The organism is Microbulbifer sp. HZ11 (genome assembly GCF_000708675.1).
GTDB lineage: Bacteria > Pseudomonadota > Gammaproteobacteria > Pseudomonadales > Cellvibrionaceae > Microbulbifer.
In genome coordinates this window covers 1,538,017-1,553,463 of the sequence record NZ_JELR01000001.1, presented here as the reverse complement: position 1 = coordinate 1,553,463, position 15,447 = coordinate 1,538,017, and the positions used below count along the sequence as shown (strand labels likewise).

The 15,447-nt window shown below is 58.2% G+C and carries 15 protein-coding genes; 14 read left to right on the top strand and 1 reads right to left on the bottom strand.

From position 1 onward, the window contains the following. The first annotated feature begins 41 nt into the window (after positions 1-41). A complete protein-coding gene (locus tag AU11_RS06655) occupies positions 42-3,440 on the top strand; it encodes an EAL domain-containing protein (RefSeq protein ID WP_043317369.1) in 3,399 nt (1,132 codons plus the stop codon). A 95-nt stretch (positions 3,441-3,535) separates the two neighbouring features. Here AU11_RS06655 and AU11_RS06650 read toward each other — a convergent pair whose 3' ends face one another. Beyond that, positions 3,536-4,342, bottom strand: a complete 807-nt coding sequence (locus tag AU11_RS06650; protein WP_043317366.1) for an inositol monophosphatase family protein — start codon at positions 4,340-4,342, stop codon at positions 3,536-3,538. Between the two features lie 239 nt (positions 4,343-4,581). Between AU11_RS06650 and trmJ the strand changes: the two genes are divergently transcribed. The 13 genes from trmJ (at position 4,582) to AU11_RS06585 (ending at position 15,185) form a co-directional block, all read left to right on the top strand. After that, entirely contained in the window at positions 4,582-5,361 is a 780-nt protein-coding gene (gene trmJ, locus AU11_RS06645) for a tRNA (cytosine(32)/uridine(32)-2'-O)-methyltransferase TrmJ (protein WP_043318397.1), read from the top strand. 224 nt (positions 5,362-5,585) lie between these two features. Further along, positions 5,586-6,080 carry a Fe-S cluster assembly transcriptional regulator IscR gene (gene iscR / locus AU11_RS06640; RefSeq protein WP_043317364.1) on the top strand — a complete coding sequence of 165 codons (495 nt, stop codon included), beginning with the start codon at positions 5,586-5,588 and terminating at the stop codon, positions 6,078-6,080. Positions 6,081-6,190: 110 nt separating this feature from the next. Further along, positions 6,191-7,405, top strand: coding sequence for an IscS subfamily cysteine desulfurase (locus AU11_RS06635; protein WP_043318395.1), 1,215 nt, complete (start codon positions 6,191-6,193; stop codon positions 7,403-7,405). Positions 7,406-7,444: 39 nt separating this feature from the next. Then, entirely contained in the window at positions 7,445-7,861 is a 417-nt protein-coding gene (iscU, locus tag AU11_RS06630; RefSeq protein WP_043317362.1) for a Fe-S cluster assembly scaffold IscU, read from the top strand. A 41-nt stretch (positions 7,862-7,902) separates the two neighbouring features. Next, positions 7,903-8,226, top strand: coding sequence for an iron-sulfur cluster assembly protein IscA (gene iscA, locus AU11_RS06625; protein ID WP_043317360.1), 324 nt, complete (start codon positions 7,903-7,905; stop codon positions 8,224-8,226). Positions 8,227-8,326: 100 nt separating this feature from the next. After that, positions 8,327-8,845 carry a co-chaperone HscB gene (gene hscB, locus AU11_RS06620; RefSeq protein WP_043318391.1) on the top strand — a complete coding sequence of 173 codons (519 nt, stop codon included), beginning with the start codon at positions 8,327-8,329 and terminating at the stop codon, positions 8,843-8,845. A 9-nt stretch (positions 8,846-8,854) separates the two neighbouring features. After that, positions 8,855-10,735 carry a Fe-S protein assembly chaperone HscA gene (hscA, locus tag AU11_RS06615; protein ID WP_043317357.1) on the top strand — a complete coding sequence of 627 codons (1,881 nt, stop codon included), beginning with the start codon at positions 8,855-8,857 and terminating at the stop codon, positions 10,733-10,735. 30 nt (positions 10,736-10,765) lie between these two features. After that, complete coding sequence (gene fdx / locus AU11_RS06610; protein WP_043317355.1) at positions 10,766-11,104, top strand: ISC system 2Fe-2S type ferredoxin; 339 nt, start codon at positions 10,766-10,768, stop codon at positions 11,102-11,104. A 13-nt stretch (positions 11,105-11,117) separates the two neighbouring features. Continuing rightward, entirely contained in the window at positions 11,118-11,312 is a 195-nt protein-coding gene (iscX, locus tag AU11_RS06605; RefSeq protein ID WP_043317353.1) for a Fe-S cluster assembly protein IscX, read from the top strand. Positions 11,313-11,617: 305 nt separating this feature from the next. Next, positions 11,618-12,043: a nucleoside-diphosphate kinase gene (gene ndk, locus AU11_RS06600; protein ID WP_043318389.1), complete on the top strand. Its 426-nt coding sequence runs from the start codon at positions 11,618-11,620 to the stop codon at positions 12,041-12,043. Positions 12,044-12,160: 117 nt separating this feature from the next. Beyond that, positions 12,161-13,306, top strand: coding sequence for a 23S rRNA (adenine(2503)-C(2))-methyltransferase RlmN (rlmN, locus tag AU11_RS06595; RefSeq protein ID WP_043317351.1), 1,146 nt, complete (start codon positions 12,161-12,163; stop codon positions 13,304-13,306). A gap of 81 nt (positions 13,307-13,387) precedes the next feature. Beyond that, a complete protein-coding gene (gene pilW / locus AU11_RS06590) occupies positions 13,388-14,176 on the top strand; it encodes a type IV pilus biogenesis/stability protein PilW (protein WP_051687010.1) in 789 nt (262 codons plus the stop codon). Then, on the top strand, positions 14,163-15,185 hold the full coding sequence (locus AU11_RS06585) for a RodZ domain-containing protein (RefSeq protein WP_043317346.1): 1,023 nt from the start codon (positions 14,163-14,165) through the stop codon (positions 15,183-15,185). Before pilW ends, AU11_RS06585 begins: the two co-directional genes overlap by 14 nt. Positions 15,186-15,447: the final 262 nt, after the last annotated feature.

Below are 15,447 nucleotides of genomic sequence, written 5' to 3'. Positions count from 1 at the left end.
AAGGTAGCGCAAAACTTCGTGGGTTAGAGGCTCCTGCGAGTTTGCAGTCAACCCACGTCGAACAGGCGGTGGCGAGCGCATCGGGTGTGTTGTTGCTGGCTGTTGCCACCTTTGTACTCGCCTTTCTGTGCAAGCAGTTTCTCGATGTCAGCGACGGAATTGCCACCATCTGGCTCGCGGACGCATACACTATCGCCATCCTTTACCGGCATGCGTTTCGCTCGTGGCCGGTATTGCTGCTCGCCTCCTATACCGGTTCTCTGTGTGCTGCGGTGGCAGGGGAGGTGGCGCTGGTCAATGCGACACTGTATTCACTGGCCGGTGTTGTCGAGGCCAGTGTTTCGGCCACCATGTTGCGATTCTTTTGCCCCGCCGGCGACTTTTTCGACGGCGCAGGGCGCTGGCTGCGGTTCATCTGCTTTGGTGCGTTGATTCCGACATTTTTCGGTGCTGGATTTGGTGCTCTGGTGGCGATGGTGTTTGCCGGGCTGCCACCTGTTGATGTTTTTGTGGTCTGGTATCTGGCGGATGTCGTCGGGATAAGTATTTTTTTTCCACTGGTCTATCTGTGTACTTTGGGTGCCGGCTGCGAATCACTGTCCGCGCGGGCGATCCCCCACCTGCTGCTGGTGTCCGTACTGGCGCTTGCCGGAATAATTGGTATTTTATTTACGGTTCCACATCCGTTTGTCTTTATCGTCCTGCCATTGATCTGGGCAGCGTCGCGCCTGGATCTGATGCAAACACTGTTGCTGGTATTTGTAGCCGTTGTCGCACAGCTTGCGCTATTCACCAATGCCCTCTCCGTACTGCCAGAAGAATTGCAAAAGCTCACTACCGCGCTGGACTTCCTTCCTCTGTATGCCGCTATCTTCCCCGCGTACATTATGGCGGTGGTCTCGCGGGTCGAGCGCAAGCGCAGTACGCGGATAGTGGAAGTGGAAAGCAGTTTTCGCGCCGCGATGGCGTCCTCCCGTATAGGTATGCTCCTGGTCACACTGGACAATCGTATACTTCAGGCAAATGCGAGCTTTTGCCGGTTTATCGGCTTTAGCGAGGTCGAACTGCGCGGTTTGCGAGTGGGGGAGGTGGTTGTACTGCCTACGGTCAAGGCTGGCGCAAGCCACGGGATGCCAACCTATGAGCGCCCGCCGCAGGATTTTGAATTCGGCTATGTGCAGGATGCGGAATGGCAATTCGTTCGCAAAAATGGTGAGCGGGTATGGGGGCACTGGTCATGCTCGCTTGCCCGGGGTTCTCGCAACGAGCCGTTGTATGCGGTGGTGCAGATTGAAGATGTCGACTGGCGCAAGCGTAGCGAAGAACAGTTGGCGCGTGCCGAAGAGCGCTGGAAGTTTTCTTTATCGGTGACTGGTCAGGTGGTTTATGACTGGGATCTGGTTACTGGAAAAACTTTTTTTTCGGAGTGGCTCAGCAGTGGGATGGGTATTGATGCACGCAAGCTCGCCAGTCGCAACGACTGGGTCGCGCGGGTGGCGGACGTTGACCGTTCGCGCCTACTCGAGGCGCAGAAAGCGCACATTGAAGGTGGCGCCCCCGATATAGATTGCCAGTATCGTGTAGAAACCGACTCTGGGCAGTGGCGCTGGGTACATGAGCTGGCACATGTGATGGAATCGGCGGATGGTGGGTATCCATTGCGGCTGATTGGCGTGTTGCGCGATATCACCGAAAACAAGCAGATGGCCGAGTCTCTGGAAAAAGAAAAAGAGCACCTACAGGTGACCCTTACCGCCATTGCCGATGCGGTTATCGCCACAGACGAGCGCCAGCGAATTACCTTTATGAACCCGGTGGCCGAACAGCTGACCGGCTGGAAGCTGGCGGAAGTGAGCGGCCACGACGTCCGTGAAGTGGTGCGCTTGTCCACAGGGCGCGACGGAGCCCTGGTGGCCAGCCCGGCACAAGACTGTCTCAATATGAACCTTCCGGTGATGTCCCCTGAGGGCACGGTACTGCATCACCGTGGGGGCGACTGTTATGACGTAAAGTGTTCAGCATCGCCACTGCGGACCAGTGATGGTTTGGTACTCGGTGCGGTACTTGTGTGTCAGGACATTACCGAAACCCGCCAGCTGATCCAGCAGCTTCGCTACAAAGCGAGTCACGATCATCTTACACATCTGCCCAACCGCGAAGCTTTCCGGCGTGAATTATTGGAGGCGGTGAGTACCGTACGCAATACCGAGCGTGTGCATGTACTGGCGTATATGGACCTGGACCGCTTCAAGGTAATCAATGACAGCGCGGGGCATCAGGCGGGCGATGCGCTGCTTAAGAATGTCGCGCGCTTTTTGCGCGGGCACTTGCGGGAGTCCGATTGTGTGGCCCGCCTGGGTGGCGACGAATTTGGGGTTTTACTGCGTGACTGCGATAAAACGCAGGGGTTGGCACGCTGCGAGCAGCTGGTACGGAAAATTATTGCCCTGCGATTCCCATGGAGCGGCCGGATTTTCGATGTGGGCGCGAGTGTGGGTGTCACGGAAATTTCCCACAGTAACAGCCAGGTAGCCGACTTGATGAGCCAGGCAGATGTTGCCTGTTACTCTGCCAAGCACGCCGGCCGCGGTGTGGTGATGCTGTACGAGGCGGACCGGAGTGCGGCGGCGGAACAGCACCGGGAAATCCACATGGCCTCGCGTATTCGTGCCGCATTGGATGAGGGCAGCTTTCAACTTTACGCGCAGCCGATTGCCGGCGCCGGGGATACCTCCCGGATCCATCACTACGAAGTACTCGTGCGAATGCTGGATACAGACGGCACTCTGATTCTTCCCGGAGCGTTTATTCCGGCTGCCGAGCGCTATGGTCTGATGCAGCAGATTGACAGCTGGATTGTGCGGGAACTGTTTCAGACCCAGGGTGCAGCCGTTGCGGCCAGTGGACTGAAACTTGCGCTGAACCTCTCCGCCGACGCGCTCGGTGACAGCTTGTTTCAGCAACAGTTTTTTCACTTGCTGGAAGAGTCGGCGATTCCGCCGCAGCACCTCGGAATGGAAATTACCGAAACCGCAATGATCAATCAGATGGAGAGTGCCAGTCAGTTTGTAGCGGACTTGCGGGAAATGGGTTGTACCGTCGCCCTGGATGATTTCGGCAATGGACTGAGTTCATTCAATTACCTGAAAAGCTTTGCCATCGACTACATCAAAATCGACGGTAGTTTTGTGCGGCAGGTGGATTCCAATTTTGTCGATCTGATGATTGTCGAATCTATCAACCAGGTGGCGCACCGGCTGAAGGCGCAGACAATCGCTGAATTTGTGGAGGATCAGGCGACGGTCGAAAAGCTGCAGGCCATCGGTGTCGATCTGGTGCAGGGATACCATATTGGCAGGCCTCGGCCATTGGAACAATTGCTCCAGGAGACTCTTGTGTCGAAGGCGGAAGACGAGGTTGTGGTATTGGTCCAGAGCTGATGCGGGGCGCCAGATTGGGCAGATCGTTTCGGCAGCTGGGGGGCAGCGCGATAACGGCGTGGTGCCGTCACCGGGCGCTGCCCGCCGCTGCTGGATTATTGGCGAATTTTACCCAGGTGCTTGCCGACGATTTGCAGTAGAGGCTTGAAGGTTTTGGGGGTGGCACAAACCAGATTGCCAGAGTCCAGGTATTCGTTGCCGCCGCGGAAATCACTGATCAGGCCGCCGGCCTCTTTCACCAGCAGCGAGCCTGCGGCGATATCCCAAGTGTTCAGATACATTTCCCAGAAGCCATCGAAGCGGCCAGCGGCCACATAGGCCAAGTCTAGCGCGGCGGCACCTGGGCGGCGGATGCCCGCGGTCTGTCCGGCGATGTCTTTCATTGCTCCAAGGTAGCCATCGATATTATCGAAGGAGTCGCCGTTAAACGGGATGCCGGTGCCAATCAATGCGCCGTTCAGACCCTGGCGGTTGGACACACGGATGCGGCGGCCATTCAGGGCGGCGCCTCGTCCGCGGCTCGCGGTGAACTCTTCCCGTTTGATGGGGTCCAGCACCACGGCGTGCTCGATCTGGCCTTTGTGCTTGCAGGCGATGGAAATGGCGAAGTGGGGGAGGCCATGGATAAAGTTGGTGGTGCCGTCCAGCGGATCGATAATCCACTCGTATTCCGGCTCGGCGCCTTCCTGAATGCCGCTTTCTTCGGCGCGAATGCTGTGCTTGGGGTAGGCTTTGCGCAGGTGGTAGATGATCTCCTGCTCGCTGGCCTTGTCCACTTCCGTCACGTAATCGTTGCGCCCCTTTTCTTCAAACTTCATCAGGTCGCCGCGCTCCCAGGCGCGCTCGATCAGTTCACCGGCCTTGCGCGCCGCGCGCAGGGCAATATTCAGCATGGGTTCCATAGGGATTCCGCGATCAGTAGTGGATTGTGAATGGTAAAAAGCAATGTCGGGCCTGCCGACGGTCGCGATTGTAGGGATTTCCGTTCAATTTTGCTACACTCCGCGCCCGTTTTGTCATGGCCAAGTCTAGGCTAGTGCGGGTGTGTCCCGTAGGTCGGGTCTTGGCCCGAATTTCCCCGTTCATCCAGTTCATATCCGGAATCACCATGGCGACTTCCCCTTCGGAAACCTCAACTCAGATGGCTTCTCAGTCCGCGCTCGCGGCGCTGGGCAATATCCGCGTGGTGCTGGTGAACAGCGCGCACCCCGGCAATATTGGCGGCGCGGCGCGAGCGCTCAAGAATATGGGGTTGCGCCAGCTCTATCTGGTGCAGCCTCGCGAGTTTCCCGCGGCCAATGCGGTATGGCGGGCGGCGGGTGCCGCCGAGCTGCTGGACAGTGCGGTGGTTGTGGAGACGCTGGAGGAGGCGGTCGCCGATTGCGGGCTGGTAGTGGCCACCAGTGCTCGTGAGCGGCGTATTCCCTGGCCGCTGCTGACGCCGCGAGAGTGTGGTGTCCGCGCTGTGGCTGAGGCCAAATCTCACCCGGTTGCCCTAGTGTTCGGTCGTGAGGACCGCGGGCTGACGAACGAGGAGTTGCAGGCCTGCAATTTCCACGTGCATATCCCGGCTAATCCGGAGTACAGCTCTCTCAATCTGGCAACGGCGGTACAGGTGCTGGTCTACGAGGCTCGAATGGCGGCACTGGAAGCCGATAAGGGTGAAGCGCTGAAGTTCACCGACTGGGACAGGCCGCCTGCCAAAGCGGCCGATATGGAGCTCTACTACGAGCATCTCGAGCTGGCACTGGCCGAACTCGGGTTTATCGATCCGGACAATCCCCGTCAAACCATGACCCGCCTCCGCAGACTGTTCAGTCGAGTGCGTCCGGACGATATGGAGCTGGGCATTCTGCGCGGCATGCTGACCGCTATCCAGAACCATATCCATCGCAGTGGTGGCAAGGGTCGCCCGGACTGACCTGGGCCCGTCTCGGTTATGTCTGGGTGGTCAAAGCTGATAACCAATAGGTCTAAGCAAACGCCAAATACCCGACCAGAACGCTCGGCTATATACTTGACTGAAGTAGTGGGTTATTCCATACTCGCGCCCCGAATCAGTAGTGCCGGTAAGGGCTGCAGGGCGTCATCGAACGCCCGGCGACGCTGATTGGCGCGACCAGGTGCGACTTTCCAGGAGAGGGTATGCGGTTAACAACCAAAGGGCGGTATGCGGTCACAGCGATGCTGGACCTGGCGTTACACGCCGAACGCGGCCCCATCAGTCTGGCGGATATTTCCAAGCGTCAGGAAATCTCCCTTTCCTACCTGGAGCAGCTTTTTTCCCGGCTGCGTCAGTCCGGGCTGGTGTCCAGTGTGCGCGGACCCGGTGGCGGCTACCGTCTGGCGCGTCCGGGCGCTGAGATCTGTGTGGCGGAAATCATTGATGCCGTCAATGAGTCCGTCGATGCCACCAGCTGTGGCGGTAATAGCGACTGCTCGGCCGGTGAGCAATGTCTCACTCATTACCTGTGGACAGACCTCAGTCATCAGATTCACGGCTTTCTCAATGGTATCAGTCTGGCGGACATGGTCGCTCGCGCCGAAGTGCAGGAAGTGGCCCGTCGTCAGGATGGCCGCAGTGCCGCTCTGGGCGACAACATTGAGCAGAAAGTAGCGATTATCGGCGGCTTGCAGTAAGGTGCCGGCCGCCCGGTCAGGCACTGCGTTCTGGCCAGCAAAAAATTTGGACGCAAATTAGCGACAGCAGTATGGCGCCGAACAATATCGGCGAGTGGAGACAAGAGATTATGAAGCTTCCCATTTATCTGGATTATTCGGCTACATGTCCGGTAGACCCGCGCGTCGCCAGTAAAATGGCGGAGCAGTTGACCATGGAAGGCAACTTCGGTAACCCCGCTTCTCGCTCCCACCTGTTCGGTTGGAAGGCGGAAGAGGCGGTGGAAGATGCCCGTCGCCAGGTAGCGGAACTGGTCAACGCGGACCCGCGGGAAATCGTCTGGACCAGCGGTGCCACCGAGTCTGACAACCTTGCGATCAAGGGCGCTGCGCATTTCTATCAGGGGCGCGGTAAGCACATCATTACCTCTAAGATCGAGCATAAGGCCGTTCTGGATACCTGCCGCCAGCTGGAGCGTGAAGGGTTTGAGGTTACATACCTGAATCCTAAGGAAGACGGTATCGTCTATCCGGAGCAGGTGGAAGAGGCGATGCGCGAAGACACCATTCTGGTGAGCCTGATGCACGTCAATAACGAGATTGGCGTGATCAATGATATCGCTGCAATTGGCGAGCTGTGCCGCGCGCGCAAGGTTATTTTTCACGTAGATGCGGCCCAGAGCGCCGGCAAGATCGAAATCGACCTGGCGGAGCTGAAAGTGGATCTGATGTCCTTCTCCGCCCACAAAGTTTACGGCCCCAAAGGTATTGGCGCTCTGTACGTTCGCCGCAAGCCGCGGGTACGTATCGAAGCCCAGATGCATGGTGGTGGTCACGAGCGCGGTATGCGCTCCGGCACGCTGGCAACCCACCAGATTGTGGGTATGGGGGAGGCTTTCCGTATCGCCAAAGAAGAAATGGCGGAAGAGGCCAAGCGCATGGTTGCGCTGCGCGAGCGTTTCTGGAGCCAGATCAGCGATATGGAAGAGGTGCACATTAACGGTTCCGCGGAGCAGCGTGTACCGGGCAACCTGAATGTGAGCTTCGCGTTTGTGGAAGGCGAGAGCCTGATCATGTCGCTGAAGGACCTGGCGATCTCTTCCGGCTCCGCCTGTACATCTGCCAGTCTGGAGCCCAGTTACGTACTGCGCGCCCTGGGTGTCAACGACGAGTTGGCTCACAGTTCGCTGCGCTTCAGTTTTGGTCGTTTCACCACGGAACAGGACGTGGATACTGCGGCCAAAGAAGTAAGGAAGGCAGTAGAAAAACTGCGCGAGCTGTCCCCACTCTGGGATATGTACAAGGATGGTGTTGATCTCAGCACCATCGAATGGGCAGCCCACTAACGCACTGCCGAAATCAGGAATTTTTGAGAGGGTATAGTCATGGCCTATAGCGATAAAGTAATTGACCACTACGAGCACCCCCGTAACGTTGGCCGTCTGGACGACAAGGCGGATAACGTGGGTACCGGTATGGTTGGCGCCCCGGCCTGTGGTGACGTAATGCGTCTGCAGATTCAGGTGAACGATAACGGCATTATCGAAGACGCCAAGTTCAAAACCTACGGCTGCGGTTCTGCCATCGCTTCCAGCTCCCTGCTCACCGAATGGGTGAAGGGTAAGTCTCTGGATGAGGCGGCACAGATCAAGAACACCGAGATCGCCGAAGAGCTGGCGTTGCCGCCGGTGAAAATTCACTGCTCCGTGCTGGCGGAAGACGCTATCAAGGCGGCAGTGAACAATATTCGAGAAAAGCGCGGTGAAAAGAGCAGTGAAGCAGCAGAACAGGCTGCGGGCTAAGCGCCAGCACTGAATAGACAGAGAAGTAAGGAGTAGCTCCGATGGCAATTACCATGACCGAAGCGGCCCGGGCACACGTTGCCAAACAGCTGGCCAGTCGCGGTAAAGGTATTGGTATTCGTGTGGGTGTAAAAACCGCCGGCTGCTCTGGTATGGCGTACGTGCTTGAGTTCGTAGACCAGGCCGAGGCGGAGGACCAGGTGTTCGATGCCGGTGATGTGAAGCTGATCGTCGACCCGAAGAGTCTCGCTTATCTCGACGGCACCGAGCTGGACTTTGTCAAAGAGGGGTTGAACGAGGGTTTCGCCTTCAAAAACCCCAACGTCAAGAATGAGTGCGGTTGCGGCGAGAGCTTTCACGTATAAGGCTCGAGCGCAGCAGCAACAAGGCCGGGTGCGCGACTGCATGCCGGCCTTTTTGTTATCTGGTGGCACTTTCTGTAGCGAAGCTTTCGCAGTGATAACTATGCAACAAAATCACTTTGAAATTTTTGGTCTTCCGGTCTCTTATTCGATCGATCGTCAGGCGCTGGCACAGCGCTATCGCGAACTGCAGCAGGAGTTTCACCCGGATCGCTTTGCGGCAAAGTCCGAGCGCGAGCAGATGCTTGCGATGCAATACGCGGCGCAGATCAATGAGGCGAATAATACGCTGAAAGACCCGGTGGCGCGCGCCGCTTACCTGTTGAAGCTGGCCGGTGTGGAAATCAATCCGGAGCAGACCACTGCCGACGGCGAATTCCTGATGCAGCAGATGATTTTGCGCGAGCGTTTGGAGGAGGTGCGCGAAGCCTCTGACCCGGAAGCGGAACTCGAAGACCTCGCGAGCGAAACCGCGCAGTTGTTCAAGGTGCAGGAGCAGGCGTTCGCGCAGGCTTTAGAACATAGTGCGCTGGAAGATGCGAAAAGCGCGCTCCTGAAACTGCAGTTTCTCGCCAAGCTGCAGCGCCAGATTGAAGAGCTCGAAGAAGATTTATTGGATTAAGACTGACTTATGGCTTTACTGCAGATCTCCGAACCCGGCCAGACCCCCGAACCCCACGAGCGCAAGCGCGCCGTAGGCATCGACCTCGGCACCACTAATTCCCTGGTGGCAACGGTGCGCAGTGGCTCTGCGGAAGCGCTGCCCGCGGAAGATGGCCAAGCCATTCTGCCCTCTGCGGTGCGTTACACCGAGCAGGGGGTGGAAGTGGGCTACGGCGCTCGCGCCGCCGCCGGTGAAGATCCTTACAACACCCTTATTTCCATCAAGCGTCTGATGGGGCGTGGCATCGCCGATATCAAACACTTCGGCGAGCAGTTGCCGTACAAATTCAGCGAAGACAATTCCGGCATGCCGTCCATCGAAACGGTAGCCGGTGCGGTGAACCCGGTTCAGGTATCCGCGGAAATCCTCAAGGTTCTCGCCGAGCGCGGTGCGCAATCCCTGGGCGGCCCGCTGGACGGTGCAGTGATCACCGTGCCTGCGTATTTTGATGACGCCCAGCGCCAGGCCACCAAAGATGCCGCCAAACTGGCGGGGCTGAAAGTACTGCGCCTGTTAAACGAACCCACCGCTGCCGCCGTGGCCTACGGGCTCGACAAGGCCGACGACGGCAGCGATGTAGACGACAAAACCATCGCCGTTTACGACCTCGGCGGCGGCACCTTCGATATTTCCATTCTGCGCCTGTCCAAGGGCGTATTTGAGGTTCTGTCTACCGGCGGCGACAGCGCCCTCGGCGGTGATGATTTCGACCGCGCCGTGGCCGAGTGGATGGCGGCGGAAGCGGGGCTCGGTACCGACCTCGACGCCGGCACCCAGCGCAAACTGCTGAATGCCGCCTGCGCCGCCAAAGAGGCACTGGCCGCCGAGACCTCGGTGGCGGTCGCATACGGTGACTGGTCCGCGCAACTGCATCGCGCCAAGCTGGCCGAGCTGCTGGATCCGCTGATCACTAAAACCCTGCGCGCCTGCAAGCGTGCCTTGCGCGATGCGGATCTCACCGCGGACGACGTGGAAGAAGTGGTTCTGGTGGGCGGCTCTACCCGCACCCTGCGCGTGCGGGAGAAAGTGCAGGAATTTTTCGGTCGCGAGCCCCATGCGGATATCGACCCGGATCAGGTGGTCGCCATCGGCGCGGCGATTCAGGCGGACGTACTTGTGGGCAACAAGTCCCGCGAAGACCTGTTGTTGCTCGATGTTATCCCGCTGTCCCTGGGTATCGAGACCATGGGTGGCCTCACGGAAAAATTAATCCACCGTAACACCACCATCCCCGTGGCCAAGGCCCAGGAATTCACCACCTTCAAAGACGGCCAGACTGCCATGGCCATTCACGTAGTGCAGGGCGAGCGCGAGCTGGTGAGTGACTGCCGCTCGTTGGCCCGTTTCGAGCTTCGCGGCATCCCGCCCATGGTGGCCGGCGCGGCGCATATCCGCGTAACCTACCAGGTGGATGCGGACGGTTTGCTGTCCGTAACCGCCATGGAAAAGAGCAGCGGCGTGCAGGCGGAAATCACCGTCAAGCCGTCTTACGGCCTTGAGGACTCCGATATCACCCGCATGTTGCAGGACTCCTACGCCAACGCCGAGGAAGATATTGCCGTGCGCGCCCAGCGTGAGGCCCAGGTGGAAGCCGAGCGTACCCTGGAGGCGATGCTTGTCGCCCTGCAGGAAAATGGTGCGGAGCTGTTGAGCGAAAGTGAGCTGGCAGAGTTGGAGCGCGCCATGGAAGCCTTGCGCCTGGCCCATAACGGCGGCACTGCGGAAGAGATTCGCTCCCGCATTGACGAGCTGAATGCACTTTCCGAGCCCTTCGCCGCGCGCCGTATGGATGCTTCCATCAAACGCGCCATGCAGGGCCACAGTCTGGATGAATTCGACAAGCCCTGAGGGCGGTCGCGATTAATAGAGAAATAAGTTATGCCGAAAATCGTATTCCTACCCCACGAAGAGCTGTGTCCCGATGGCAAGGTTATTGAAGTGGAGCCGGGCATCAGCGTGTGCGACGCTGCATTGAAAAATGGCGTGGACATCGAGCATGCCTGTGAAAAGGCCTGCGCCTGCACCACCTGCCATGTGATCGTGCGCGAGGGCTTTGATTCTCTGGGCGAGCCGGACGAGCTGGAAGAGGATCTGCTGGACAAGGCCTGGGGTCTGGAGCCGGAATCCCGTCTGTCCTGTCAGGCGATTGTGGATAAAGAAGACCTGGTGGTCGAAATTCCCAAGTACACCATCAATCAGGTTTCCGAAAAACACTGAGGGCTCTGCCGGTATGAAATGGACAGACATTCACGATATCGCCATCGAACTCAGCGATACCTACCCGGACAAGGATCCGTTGACGGTCAACTTCGTCGACCTGCGCAAGTGGGTGATGGATCTGCCGGAATTCGACGACGATCCGGACCGCTGCGGCGAGAAGATTCTGGAGGCCATTCAGGCCGCGTGGATCGAAGAAAGCGAATAAAGCCCGTCATGCCGGACTCGATCCGGCATCCAGCGCTACGGAGCTCTGTTCTCAGGATCCCGGGTCAGGCCCGGGATGACGGAAGACAACCGTATTCCGTAGGGTGGATAAGCGCAGCGCATCCACCAAATCAAACAGTACAAACTTCATCAATCAACGCGTATAATCCGCGCTCCGCGAACCCGGATTGGTTAATTAATCGACAGTTTGCGCGGTGAGAGAATTCAGGGAAGAGCAACGTGAGTTGCTCTTTTCGTATCTGTCTTAAGACAAATTTTTTGCAAAACCTAGAAATGGAGAAAATCATGGCCGTGGAACGTACCCTGTCCATCATCAAGCCGGACGCCGTAGCCAAGAATGTTATCGGTGAAATCGAGAGCCGCTTCGAGAAAGCGGGCCTGCGCATTGTCGCCATGAAGATGGTTCAGCTGTCTCAGGAGAAAGCGGAAGGTTTCTATGCCGAGCACAAAGAGCGTCCTTTCTTCAAAGACCTGGTTGAATTCATGACCTCTGGCCCGGTTGTTGTACAGGTTCTGGAAGGCGAGAACGCCATTCTGGCCAACCGCGACCTGATGGGCGCCACCAACCCGAAAGAAGCCGACGCTGGCACCATCCGTGCAGACTTTGCTGACAGCATCGATGCCAACGCGGTACACGGTTCCGACTCCGCGGCTTCCGCCGAGCGCGAAGTAAGCTACTTCTTCTCTGCCGAAGAAATCTGCGCACGCTAATCAGCGCCGCAATCGTCATCCCGGGCTTGACCCGGGATCCAGACACTGGATGCCGGATCAAGTCCGGCATGACGAAGTTTTTGAATTTCCGCACCGCTGCCGGTGCAAGGTGAATCCATGACCGAAGTACAGACAGTTGTACAGACCGAGAAAGTTAACCTGCTGGGGCTTTCCGTAGACAAGCTCGCGGACTTCTTTGCCGGTTTGGGCGAGAAACGCTTTCGCGCGGTACAGGTCCTGAAGTGGATTCACCAGAATGGCGTGGACGATTTTGAGCAGATGACCAACGTCAGTAAGGTCATGCGTGCCAAACTGTCCGAGATCGCCGAAGTCCGCGCCCCCAAAGTCCTCAAACAGATGGATTCCGCCGACGGCACCCGCAAATGGCTCATCGAAGTCGCCGGCGGTAATGTGATCGAGACCGTCTATATCCCCGATGGTGACCGCGGCACTTTATGTGTCTCCTCCCAGGTGGGTTGTTCCCTGGACTGCAGCTTCTGTGCCACCGGCAAGCAGGGCTTCAACCGCGACCTGACCGCGGCCGAGATCATTGGCCAGGTGTGGATCGCGTGTAAATCTTTTGGTCAGCTGCAACCAAACGGCCCGCGCAAGGTGACCAATGTGGTGATGATGGGCATGGGTGAGCCCCTGCTCAACTTCGACAATGTGGTCGATGCCATGAACCTGATGATGGAAGACAATGCCTACGGTATCTCCAAGCGTCGGGTCACCTTGAGCACCTCCGGTGTGGTACCGGCTCTGGATCGCCTGGCGGAAGTGACCGATGTCAGCCTGGCGATTTCCCTGCACGCACCCAACGACGAGCTGCGCAACGTGCTGGTGCCGATCAACAAGAAGTACCCCATCGCCATGCTGCTCGACAGCGCCAAGCGCTACATCGAGAATATGCCGGATAATCACCGCAAGATGACCATCGAGTACACCATGATCCGGGAGGTGAACGACCGCCCGGAACATGCGGAGCAGCTGGCAGAGTTGCTGCGTGATGTGCCGGTAAAGATAAATCTGATACCCTTCAACCCGTTCGAGCTGTCCGATTATCAGCGGGTCAGCAACAACGCTTTGCGACGTTTTCAACAGATTTTGTTGGACAAAGGCTATACCGTAACCGTGCGTACCACCCGAGGCGACGATATCGCTGCGGCCTGTGGTCAGCTGGCCGGCCAGGTGAACGACCGCACCCGCCGCTCCGAGCGTTATCGCAACGCCGAGCGCCCGGTGAGGATTGTGGGCCAGGCATAACGGCTTTGATCGCTTCTGGGCATTGCCGAATGGATTTGGCGTGCGAGGTTGTACGCACCCCATAACCATAAGGTGAGGCTAGTGTTAGCAAGAATTTCCAATCCGGCGCTCCTTGCCGGATTACTGATCACCCTGCTGCTGGGCGGCTGTGTGGCCACCGGCCCCGGTGGCAAACAGATCGACCTCGACAAGGCCCGTGAGACTCACATCCAGCTCGGACTGCGCTACTTGCAAAGTGGCAGCGATAACCGCGAGATGGCCCGTCATCATTTCCAGGAAGCTCTCAAGCTGGGCAAGCGCGACCCTCAGGCCCATCACGGGCTGGCATTGCTGTACCAGGCCGATGGTGAGCTGAAAGTGGCCGAATCCCACTTTGAAAAAGCATTGCGCTACGACCGTAATTTTTCCATGGCCCGGGTGAACTACGGGGTATTTCTGTATCAGCAGGAGCGTTATCGGGATGCCAGAGATCAGTTCAAGACGGCCTCTGAAGATCTCACCTACAATCGCCGCTCCTATGCACTGGCCAACCTCGGCCGTGCGGAGCTTCGATTGCATGAGCTGGATAGTGCCGAGCAGGCATTCACCAAGGCGTTGGCCCTGAGCCCCGGCCTGCCGGTGGCGCTGCTGGAGCTGGCAGAGCTCAAGTTTGAAAAGCAGGACTACACCCAGGCCAAGCAGTATCTGGACCGCTTTACCGAAAAGAACCGGCAGGTGCCCCAATCCCTGTGGCTCGGTATTCGTATTGAAAAAATCTTTGGTAATCGTGACAAGGAAAGAAGTTACGCCCTCGCGTTGAAAAACCTCTTTCCCTATTCAGCGGAAACGCTGAAGTATCAACAGATGATGGCCGAAAATGAGCAGCAATAATCCCGTTTCTGAGCCGGCCGCAGCGGCCGCTAACCCCGTTTCCGTCGGTGGCCAGTTGCGCCACGCCCGTGAGCAGGCAGGCCTGGGTGTGGACGAGCTGGCGCGCCGCCTGTGTATGACCGCAGACAAGCTGGAGGCACTGGAGCGGGACGATTTTGAGCGGCTTGCCGGCGCCACTTATGTGCGCGGCTATATCCGCAATACTTGCAAAGAGTTGGGGCTGGACGCCGCCCCGGTACTGGAAACGTTTGCGCAACAGGTACCGGTCGAGTCTGCGGTGCACGTTCCAGAAATGCCCCGCGGTGCCGCCATGCCTCGTGGTGGACAGCCAAGTGAAGGCGGGTCGCTATTCGCTCCTGCGGTTTTGGTGCTCGCCATGGCAGCGGCTGGCGGATATTGGTGGTTCGGTGTGCAAGGTGCAAATGTTGCGCCGGCGGTAGACCCCGCGATGGCTGAGGCGACCCCCGCGGGGCGTTTTACCACAGAGGTGGCCCCGGCATCGAAGGATGCAGTGGAGTCCGAGTTCGATACCTTCGGCGCAGCCGATCCAGAGCGGATGGGGGGCGAGATAGCGGGAATCGCACCTGAAGAAAGCGCAGTTGATCCAGTGCCGGCGGATATCGAGTTGTATAGTGCCCAGGGCGCTCCCGCGGTCGCTGTTGGAGCGACAGTGGAGTCGATTGACGATGTCGAATCCGCCGTGACCCCGGCACCAGCGGTGACTGCGGTCGCGGAAGCACCCTCGGATATTGCGACGAGCGTGGAAGAGGGGGCTCCCTTGTCGTTGACCTTCAGCGAAGAATCCTGGGTGGAAGTGACCGATGCCGCAGGTAACAAATTGCTGGCCAAGCTACAGCCCGCCGGATCTACCGTGGAGTTGACTGGTGAGGCACCGTTCAATCTGATGCTGGGCAATGCCGCCGCCACCACTGTCAGCTATGCCGGTGAAGTGGTGGACAGTGCTCCGCTGGGCAATCGCCGCACCCGCAAGCTTATTGTGGGCGGATGAAGCTAAGTCGGCTTGGTCGTGCGGCGACCTCTTAGAATCGTAGCGAGCGGGTGCCTGCTGGTGCCCGCCGGAGCGCAGAAAGCGGAGTGTATGGTTAATACATGAGCATTTGACCGGGCTGGCGCACCAGCACCGCCTAGCGCCGCCAGGCACTCGCGCAGTAGATTCTATGAGGTGGCCTGTAGGTTTGCGCCCAATCTATCTATAATCTCCCCGTTTTTTTACCGTCACCCATACCCGCTTAAAGCCAACGCAGGTTCTG